10 protein-coding genes are annotated in these 8,845 nt (G+C 61.8%); 4 read left to right on the forward strand and 6 right to left on the reverse strand.

The window, feature by feature from the left end:
- Positions 1 to 16: 16 nt before the first annotated feature.
- The 3 genes from ispE to RTI30_RS10495 are packed head-to-tail and all read right to left on the reverse strand — an operon-like array spanning position 17 to position 3,143.
- Complete coding sequence (gene ispE / locus RTI30_RS10485) at positions 17 to 883, reverse strand: 4-(cytidine 5'-diphospho)-2-C-methyl-D-erythritol kinase (protein WP_312262523.1); 867 nt, start codon at positions 881 to 883, stop codon at positions 17 to 19.
- Complete coding sequence (lolB, locus tag RTI30_RS10490) at positions 880 to 1,497, reverse strand: lipoprotein insertase outer membrane protein LolB (protein ID WP_312283738.1); 618 nt, start codon at positions 1,495 to 1,497, stop codon at positions 880 to 882. The genes ispE and lolB overlap by 4 nt, the downstream gene beginning before the upstream one ends.
- On the reverse strand, positions 1,494 to 3,143 hold the full coding sequence (locus RTI30_RS10495; RefSeq protein ID WP_312262527.1) for a tetratricopeptide repeat protein: 1,650 nt from the start codon (positions 3,141 to 3,143) through the stop codon (positions 1,494 to 1,496). Before RTI30_RS10495 ends, lolB begins: the two co-directional genes overlap by 4 nt.
- Before the next feature lie 78 nt (positions 3,144 to 3,221).
- Between RTI30_RS10495 and hemA the strand changes: the two genes are divergently transcribed.
- The 4 genes from hemA to mutM are packed head-to-tail and all read left to right on the forward strand — an operon-like array spanning position 3,222 to position 7,275.
- Positions 3,222 to 4,526, forward strand: a complete 1,305-nt coding sequence (gene hemA / locus RTI30_RS10500) for a glutamyl-tRNA reductase (protein ID WP_312262529.1) — start codon at positions 3,222 to 3,224, stop codon at positions 4,524 to 4,526.
- Complete coding sequence (gene prfA, locus RTI30_RS10505; RefSeq protein ID WP_312262530.1) at positions 4,523 to 5,620, forward strand: peptide chain release factor 1; 1,098 nt, start codon at positions 4,523 to 4,525, stop codon at positions 5,618 to 5,620. Before hemA ends, prfA begins: the two co-directional genes overlap by 4 nt.
- Positions 5,613 to 6,479: a peptide chain release factor N(5)-glutamine methyltransferase gene (prmC, locus tag RTI30_RS10510; protein ID WP_312262531.1), complete on the forward strand. Its 867-nt coding sequence runs from the start codon at positions 5,613 to 5,615 to the stop codon at positions 6,477 to 6,479. Before prfA ends, prmC begins: the two co-directional genes overlap by 8 nt.
- On the forward strand, positions 6,463 to 7,275 hold the full coding sequence (gene mutM / locus RTI30_RS10515; RefSeq protein WP_312262533.1) for a bifunctional DNA-formamidopyrimidine glycosylase/DNA-(apurinic or apyrimidinic site) lyase: 813 nt from the start codon (positions 6,463 to 6,465) through the stop codon (positions 7,273 to 7,275). Before prmC ends, mutM begins: the two co-directional genes overlap by 17 nt.
- A gap of 42 nt (positions 7,276 to 7,317) precedes the next feature.
- Here mutM and RTI30_RS10520 read toward each other — a convergent pair whose 3' ends face one another.
- From RTI30_RS10520 to rsmD, 3 genes are read right to left on the reverse strand one after another with little or no spacing between them, the layout of a single operon-like run.
- Entirely contained in the window at positions 7,318 to 7,569 is a 252-nt protein-coding gene (locus RTI30_RS10520; protein WP_312262534.1) for a YfhL family 4Fe-4S dicluster ferredoxin, read from the reverse strand.
- Between the two features lie 27 nt (positions 7,570 to 7,596).
- A complete protein-coding gene (gene coaD / locus RTI30_RS10525; protein ID WP_312283739.1) occupies positions 7,597 to 8,115 on the reverse strand; it encodes a pantetheine-phosphate adenylyltransferase in 519 nt (172 codons plus the stop codon).
- Entirely contained in the window at positions 8,112 to 8,678 is a 567-nt protein-coding gene (gene rsmD, locus RTI30_RS10530; protein WP_312262536.1) for a 16S rRNA (guanine(966)-N(2))-methyltransferase RsmD, read from the reverse strand. The genes coaD and rsmD overlap by 4 nt, the downstream gene beginning before the upstream one ends.
- Positions 8,679 to 8,845: the final 167 nt, after the last annotated feature.

The following is an 8,845-nucleotide window of genomic DNA, read 5'->3' on the forward strand; positions in this document are numbered from 1 at the left end:
GTGCCTTACCGCTTGGCTACGCCCCAGCAGGGATTTTCTGAAGGAGCGCGCGAAGAGGGTGATGATTCCGCCCTCGCACCGACCATCCTCGCCAAGGCGAGGGGAGCCGGTGGAGAAGGGCTGAGGCATCCACCGCTTCTGGAATCTCGGCGAAGCAACAAGCACCACTGCCCGTTAGCCGCGCATTTCGCAGGCCCTGCGCCGTGAGCCAGTCGATGCACTCGGCAATGACGGGATATCGGCGTCGGACCAAGGGCTCCAGGGTATTCTCCTGCGCCCCCTCCAAAAACGCCGATATTGTGCTGGGCGGGTGCTGGCGTGTCAATTCGGGATCACGGAAGACATCCGCCGTAGCAACGGAGATGCCCGGATGCACCAACAGATACGGTAATTCCGCCAGGGGTGGCATGGCTTGCAGGCGTTCCCCGATGCCCTCGGCCCAGGCGCTTTCGCCAAAGAGAAAGAACGGCACGTCGGCGCCGAGCGTTGTGCCGAGGGCAATGAGTTCGGCGCGGGAGAGACCGCAATGCCAGAGCTGGTTGAGCACCAGCAGGGTGGTTGCCGCATCGGAAGAGCCGCCACCCACCCCGCCGCCGGCAGGAAGCGACTTACGTAGGCTGATTTCCACCCCCTCGCCGATACCGCAGTGCTGCGCAAGCAGCCGGGCAGCACGCAAGGTCAATTCTTGCTCGGGCGGAACGCCCGCGGGACCGCCTTGCGAGCGAAAGACCCCACTGGGGGCCGAGCTAAAGTGCAAGGTATCGGCAAGGTCGATGAATTGGAAAACGCTTTGCAGAAGGTGATAGCCGTCTTCTCGTCGTCCAAGCACGCGCAGCATCAAATTGAGCTTGCCCGGGGCGGGGTACCAGATTGGCTCGCTCACCGTCCCAATCTCCAGTCGCTGATGGCAATGCGCAGTTGCAAGCCGTTCGGGCCATCCGCCTGCAAAAGCGCGGGCATTTGCAGCCCGCCCACGGCGCTGTAGTGCAGATAGTGTAGTTGCCATTCGCCCCACTGCGCGCGTGCCGGCAGGCCCGCAGAATCATAGGCAAGTACTTGTTTGGCGGGGGGAATTCCCAGCAACCAACCGGGCAGTTCCGGCACTGGCAGCTCCACACCAAGAACTTGGTAGAGCAAGGAGCTCATGTCGGGTGCCGAACGCTGCTGGCCGTTGGCCTCGAGAAGGGTGGCTTGCTGATTCGATTGCCGCAGCTCGGCAACCGTATTGCCGAGGGGGCCGAGAATGCGGAGTTGCTGTGCCTGGGGCGCTTGCTGCCAACGAAAGCCGAAGCTCTGTCCGCCCTGCTGACGGTGTAGGGAGGCAACACCGCTGGCGGTCCAGCGCTGTACCGAGGCCAGCACCTGGGCACGTTGCTCTGCGGGTAGGAGAAGGTGCTGCGCGACGGGGGGCTCTGGTAACTGGGCGCAGGCCGAAAGGAGCAGGGCGATAAGGCTGAGCAGGAGCCCGCCGCGTAGAACCGAAAGGAAGCGGGTCATGGGTGCATCAACGCCTCATGCAGTTGTGGACTGTTGGGATGCAGCTGCAGACCCCGTCGCCAGAGGGCGCGAGCCTCTTGTTGGCGGCCCAAATGCCAGAGCACGCGGCCCAGATGGGCGAGCACTTCGGGATCATCGCCGAGTCCGGCATGCGCTTTCTCCAAGTAATGTAGTGCTTCTTTCTGCTTTCCTTGCAGGTGATAGAGCCAGCCGATGCTGTCCTGAATGCTGGGATCCTCGGGCGCGTATTCTATGGCCTTCTCCAGGTAGGGTGCAGCTTGCGCCGGATCCTTCTGGTGCAGTAACAGGCTGTAGCCAAGAAAATTGTATGCCTGGGCGTCGGTTGGCCGTAGGGCAATCACTACGCGCATCGCTTTCTCCATGCCGGTAAAGTCGCCAGCAGCTTCGGCGACCTCCCCACGCGCGTACCAAAGATCGGCATTTTTGGGGTGTTGCGCCAGGGCCTGATCGAGAATTTTTGCAGCGGCTGCGTAGTTTTTTTGTTCTTGCAGGAGTTGCGCCTGTAATAGGGGAATTTGTACATCGCGAGGATGCCGCCGCTGCAGCGCCTGCAGTTCCTCGAGCGCACGCTGTCTTTGTCCTTGGGAATAATATACCTGCGCTATCTGCAGTTGCGCTTGGTCGGCTAGGGGTGTGTCGGCGAGCTTGCGAAAGGCTTCGATTGCCGTGTTCCAATCCTTTTGGCCCGCGGCAATTTCGCCGGCATATAGGTGCAGAATGGCGGCGTGAGGTTGTAGCTCGCGCAGATGTGCCAGGGCGTTTTCGCTGCCCTTCCAGTCCTTTTCGACAATGGCCAAGGGCAGAAGCTGATTCCAGATCTCCGCCTGGTCGGGACGCAGCAGGCTCACTTGCTGCAGGATGCGATAGGCCTGGGTTTGGCCGCCGAGACGCAGGTAGAGCTGCGCAAGGTAGAGTCGAGCATCGACGGCATCGGGATGTGCCGCGCAAAAGCCCTGTAGCTGCTGCAAGGCCTGCAGATCTTTCCCTTGTCGGAGTAGGCTCTCAGCCTGAAACACGGCTGCCTCGTCCCAGTCGGGCCGCAACTGCAACGCCTTGGTAAAAGCACTCTGCGCCTGTATGGGTTGTTTTTGCAGCAGGGCAACCCGGCCTAGGGCGAGATAAGCCGAGGCCGCGTCTGGGTGCTGCTGCACGACGGCTTGCAGCAGGCGCTCGGCATCCCCGAGGCGCCCTTGTTGGGCGAGGAGTTCCGCCAGTTCGCTGCTCACGCGCTCGTCGTTGGGGAAGCGCGCCAGGGTAGCTTGCAATAGTTCGATGGCCTGACGGTCTTTGCCACTGGCCAGTAACAGGCCCGCCTCGAAGCGAGCCGATGCGCTGTTCTCGGGAGCGATTTCGTGCCAACGCTGCGCCCAACTGAGGGCAAGGGGGAGATCACCAAATTGCGCGGCGGCCTTGGTGGCGGCCTCCAGAACGCTGGCGGTGGGAACTCGCTTGACGCTTTGTTTCCAAGCCGGGATGGCGATGCTGGCGTCTTTGGCCTGGGTGGCGAATTGGGCGCTGAGGAGGTAGAAGAGACTTTCTCCAGTCAGTTGCGGTTCCGCCGGTGCGGCTGTGGCCGTCGCCAGTAGAGCAAGCCCCGCCCATCGCCACCATGTTTTTTTGCCCATGTATATCCTTGTACCATTAGACGTCGAGACAATAGCGCCGAGGCCAGCGGCTTGCAATCCGGGCAAGCCTTGCGGAAAATGCGCGATGACGGATGGGTCCTTCGCTGCACGGACGAAATCACCATTTTCTGCTACGGCTTGAGTCATAACAGTGCGCCTATCGAGGTGCGCGAGAAATTCGCCTTCGCTCCCGATCAATTGGCAGCGGCGCACCGGGATATCCTTGCCCAAAATCTCGCCAAAGAAGTACTGATTCTTTCTACCTGTAACCGCACCGAAATCTACACCCACGGCGGGAATGGCCCGCATGAGGCGCGCCTGCGCGATTGGCTGGCGCAATATCATGGCGTCGACGCCGAATTACTGCGCGGCAATACCTTTGCCCTCGAGGACCAAGCGGCGGTGCAGCATCTGTTCCGCGTGGTCTGCGGACTCGATTCGATGATCATTGGCGAGCCGCAAATTCTTGGACAAGTGAAGAGCGCTTATCAGATCGCCGCCGATGTCGACAGTACCGGGCCGGTCCTCAACCGCCTGCTGCACTGGGCGTTTCGGGTTGCCAAACGGGTGCGCACCGAAACAGCCATCGGTTCGGCACCGGTAAGCGTTGCCTACGCGGCCGTCAGCTTGGCACGTCAGTTTCTCGGGACCTTACAGGGCAAAAGGGTGCTTCTGATCGGCGCTGGCGAAACCATCGAACTGGTGGCTACCCACCTGCGCGAGCATGAACTCGAGGGTTTTTTTGTGGCCAACCGTAGTCCCGAGCGCGCCCGCCTCCTGGCCGATCGCCTTGGTGGACAGGCGTACTCCCTCGAAGAGGCGCCGGCCTTGGTGCCCCGAGTGGATCTCGTCCTCAGCTGCACTGCGAGCCCGCAGATCATCCTGCGCTCGGCAGAGGTGCAGCAGGGACTGCCGCGAGAGCGGGGTAGCCTGCTGCTCCTCGATCTTGCGGTGCCGCGGGATATCGACCCGGCGATTGCCGACCTCGATGACTGCTACCTCTACACCATCGACGACCTCAACGACATTGCCCAAGCCGGTATGCAAGCGCGGCGCGAGGCGGCGCAAGAGGCGGAGCAGATCATCGCCGCCGAAGTCCAGGGTTTTCAGTCCTGGCGCGATAGCCTCGAAGTGGTCCCCGCCATTCGCCGTCTGCGTGAGCGCGTCGAAAACGCGCGGCAAACGGAGTTACAACGCTTTCGGCATTACCTAGAGCAGGGTCAGGACCCTGCCCAGGTTCTCGACGCCTTCTCCAAAGCGCTCATGAACAAGATGCTGCACGATCCCATCTCCACCCTCCGACAGCCCTGTCAGGAGGCCACCAGCGAGGCCCTCGTCGCCTCCTTGGATATCCTCTTCCATCTCAGTGACGCCGAGGGATGAGCCTGAGTCCACGTCTGGCCGGCCAGCTGGAGCAGCTGCGCTTGCGTGCCGAGGAATTGGAGCATCGCCTAGCCAGCGTCGAGGTCTTGCAGGATCCGCAGCAATATCAAGCCTTATCCCGCGAACTCGGAGAAATCCAGCCCCTCTGTGAACTTCTGGCGCGCCTAGAGCGGCGGCAAAGAGAGCTGGACGAGGCAGCGCGCATCCTCCAAGAAGAGGGCGATGCCGAACTGCGGGCCCTGGCCAGTGAAGAACTGAGTGTGGCCGAGGCCGAGATTGCCGAGCTCGAGGCGCAGTTGCGCTTGCGCCTGCTGCCTAAAGATCCTCAGGATGAGCGCAACGTCTTTCTCGAAATCCGCGCCGGTACCGGCGGCGAGGAGGCCGCCCTCTTCGCCGGTGATTTGGCACGTATGTATAGCCGCTATGCCGAGAGTAAGGGCTTTACGGTCACCCTGCTTTCGGCCTCGGATTCCGAACGTGGCGGTTACCGCGAGGTGGTGCTCGAAATTGCCGGACGCGGTGCCTATTCCCGTTTCAAATTCGAGTCTGGCGGGCATCGCGTGCAGCGGGTGCCCGAGACGGAGGCGCAAGGGCGCATCCATACCTCTGCCTGTACCGTGGCGGTGCTGCCGGAGGTAGAAGAAATCGAAGGCATCCAAATCCAAAGCAGCGATTTGCGCATCGATACCTTCCGCGCCAGTGGTGCCGGAGGGCAGCATGTCAACAAGACCGACTCGGCGGTGCGCATTACCCACCTGCCGAGTGGACTCGTCGTCGCCTGTCAGGAGGATCGCTCCCAGCACAAGAATCGCGCCAAAGCGATGGCCCTGTTGCAAGCGCGGCTGATGGAGATGGAGCAGGAAAAACAGCACAGTGCCACGGCGGCAACACGGCGTCTACTGGTTGGCTCCGGCGACCGCTCCGAACGTATCCGCACCTACAATTTCCCCCAGGGACGGGTTACCGACCATCGGATCAATCTCACCCTCTATCGTCTCGAGGCCATTCTTGCCGGCGAGCTCGATCCGCTCTACGAGGCCTTGCTGCGCGAGCACCAAGCCGATCTTCTCGAAAGCCTGGGTGACGATGCCTGATACTCCTGCCGCCGAGGATTCCCTGCGGCACTGGCATCGCTGGCTTACCGACCGGCTTGCCGCGTACACCGACATCCCCGCACAAGAAGCCCGTTGGCTGCTTGAAGAAGTGCTCTCCAGCCGAACCCAACTGTGGACTCATCCCGATACCGTACTCGGGGCTTCTGGCCGGATGCGTCTGCTGCAGATGCTGACGCGACGGGAACAGGGAGAACCCCTGCCGTACTGCTTGGGGCATTGGCCTTTCTTCGACCTCGACCTCCGCGTCGATGCGCGGGTATTGATCCCACGGCCAGACACGGAAATCCTGGTGCAATGGGCCCTGCAACACTTGCCCGCCGATGGACCAGTGCTCGATCTTGGCACCGGCTCCGGCGCCATCATCCTCGCCCTGGCGCAAGCGCACCCCGACGGCGAATACTGGGCGGTGGAACGCAGCGCCGCGGCCTTGCGCTTGGCGCAGGAAAATGCCGACCGCTTGGGGCTCCCGGTACACTGGTGCGCCGGGAATTGGTGCGCGGCCCTACCCCCCGGGGCGAGGTTTTCCTTGGTATTGAGCAACCCGCCGTACCTGGCGGCAGACGACCCGCATCTGCTCGCGCTTGCCGCCGAGCCGCAAGAAGCGCTGGTGGCCGGGCCGACTGGGCTCGAGGCCTTTGTCGATATCCTCGCATGTCTACCCGAACATCTCCTGCCCGGCGCGCGTTTGGGATTGGAACACGGCGCCGAGCAGGGGCGATCGGTGCGTGCCCTGCTTGCCGCCCACGGCTGGCAGGATGTTGTTACCGAGCGTGACCTTGCCGGTCGGGAGCGCATGAGCAGCGGGGTGTGGAGGGAAGAAAATGCCAGAACTGCCTGAGGTAGAAGTCACCCGCCTAGGGATTCAGGAGCAGATCCTCGGGCGGCAGATCGTCGCAGTGTTGGTGCGCGATGGCCGGTTGCGTCGTCCGGTCAACCCCGATCTCGCCGCACGCCTGCAAGGCCAGACCATTCATCGCCTGTGGCGGCGAGGAAAATACCTGCTGGTAGATCTGGATCAGGGTCAGCTCCTGCTGCACTTGGGCATGTCTGGTCATTTGCGGGTATTGCCGGCAGAAACGCCGGCGCGCGCCCATGATCATGTCGATGTCCTTCTCGACGATGGTCATTGCCTGCGCTTTCATGACCCGCGCCGTTTTGGCCTTTTGCTCTGGGGAGAGGACTGGTCGACGGACCCGCTACTCGCTCGCCTCGGCCCGGAGCCCTTGGGGCCGAATTTCGATGGATGCTATCTGTACCGACGCAGCCGCGGGCATCAACAAGCCATCAAGAGCTTTCTCATGGATGCCCAGCAGGTAGTAGGAGTGGGTAACATCTATGCCAACGAATCCCTCTTTCGAGCCGGTATCGACCCGCGTCGTGCCGCCGGACGCATCGCCCTGCCGCGCTACGAGCGCCTTGCCCGAGCAGTGGTCGAAGTGTTGCAGGAGGCGATTGCCGAGGGGGGCACGACCCTACGCGACTTTACCCGTCCGGATGGCAAGAAGGGGTATTTTCGACTATCTCTTGCGGTGTATGGTCGGGATGGAGAGCCCTGCCATGCCTGCGGCGCAATTTTGCGTGGTATCCGTATTGCGGGGCGCTCCACCGTTTTTTGTAGTAATTGCCAGCGGTAACAGGCAATATCATCCTTTACTGGATGAGCGAGATTGCTTGCGTCAAATCTGACCGGTAAGCAGCAAAAACTTTTCCTGCAGAGCTTCGGGCGACTCCGGGTTGGCTGGGTCGAGTTCGATGCAGTCCACCGGACAAACCTCCTGACATTGTGGGGTGTCGTAGTGGCCGACGCACTGGGTGCAAAGCCCTGGCTCGATGACGTAGATTTGGGCCCCCATATGAATGGCGCCATTGGGACACTCGGGTTCGCAAACGTCGCAGTTGATGCAGGTGTCGAGAATGTGCAAAGACATGAGAATTCGCCCTAAATGAAATTGGACCTATTCTATCCTTTTCTCCTCTGCGGGGGCAAAGCGCTGGCGTAGGGCGTCGGCGACCACTGGCTGCACAAAGGCGCCCACATCCCCGCCCAAGCGGCTGATTTCCCGAACCAGGCTCGAAGACAGGAAGGTGTAGGCATCGGAGGTCATCAGGAAGAGGGTTTCCACATGCAAGTCCATGCGCCGCTGAATGGAAGCGAGCTGGAACTCGTGTTCAAAGTCGGAGACCGCGCGCAAGCCGCGTAGAATCACCCGCACCCCTTCCTCGGCAAGCAGGTGGAGGAGCAGGCCCTGAAAAGGCCGTACCCGCACCCCGGGTATGCCCGCCAGACAGGATTCCGCCAGCGCAACGCGATCGGCCAGGGGAAAGATGGTGGTCTTTGGCGTTTCGGCAGCTACCGCAACGACCACCTCGTCGAAGAGCTCCACCGCTCGCCGCACCAAGTCTTCATGCCCCAGGGTGATGGGGTCGAAGGTACCTGGGTAGACGATGCGGCGCGGACGGGGACTCGGATTCATGCGCTGCTCCTCTGCTGCAGAAGAAGGTAATGGCTGTCGCCACAATGCCCCTGACGATGGATCTGCCACTTGGCGGGCAAATCGGCGGCGGACCAGATCTCGGTAGCGCTCGCCTCGAGATACAGCCAAGCCCCAGGCCGAAAAGGCCCTGGTTGGGCGAGCAATACGGACAGCAGCCGCTGCGGCCAGCCCTGGGCGAAAGGCGGGTCGGCAAGGATCAAATCATAGCAGGGTAGACTTGTCGATAGGGTCTGCAGGGCATCATGGCCAATCAGCCGGGTGCGCGGGTCGAGACCGCAAAGGGTAAGGTTTTCGGACAGTATCTGCCGATGCTGAGGCGATTTTTCGACAAAATCCACGCGCGCGGCCCCCCGCGACCAAGCCTCGAGTCCAAGGGCTCCACTTCCTGCAAACAGGTCGAGGACCACTGCCCCAGAGATCTCTGCCGCCAACCAATTGAAGAGGCGCTCCCGAACGACCCCAGGGGTTGGCCGTAGGGCGTCGCCGCGAGGAGTGCGTAAGCTGCGGCCGCGACAGCGTCCGGCAATGATGCGGATACTCATGGCATTTTCAAAAGATTGTTCGTCTTCGCCCTTCGCGAGATAATGCGCGCTGACAGCAACAATGAGGCAGGCCCCAGGATCATGGTTTTTGGCTGGTTCAAGCGTAACAAAAGCGCTCCCGAAGAGGAAACGCCACCCGCGTCCATCGCGCCCGTTGAAGCCGAGGC

This window comes from Candidatus Igneacidithiobacillus taiwanensis (assembly GCF_031962545.1).
Taxonomy (GTDB): Bacteria; Pseudomonadota; Gammaproteobacteria; order Acidithiobacillales; family Acidithiobacillaceae; genus Igneacidithiobacillus; species Igneacidithiobacillus taiwanensis.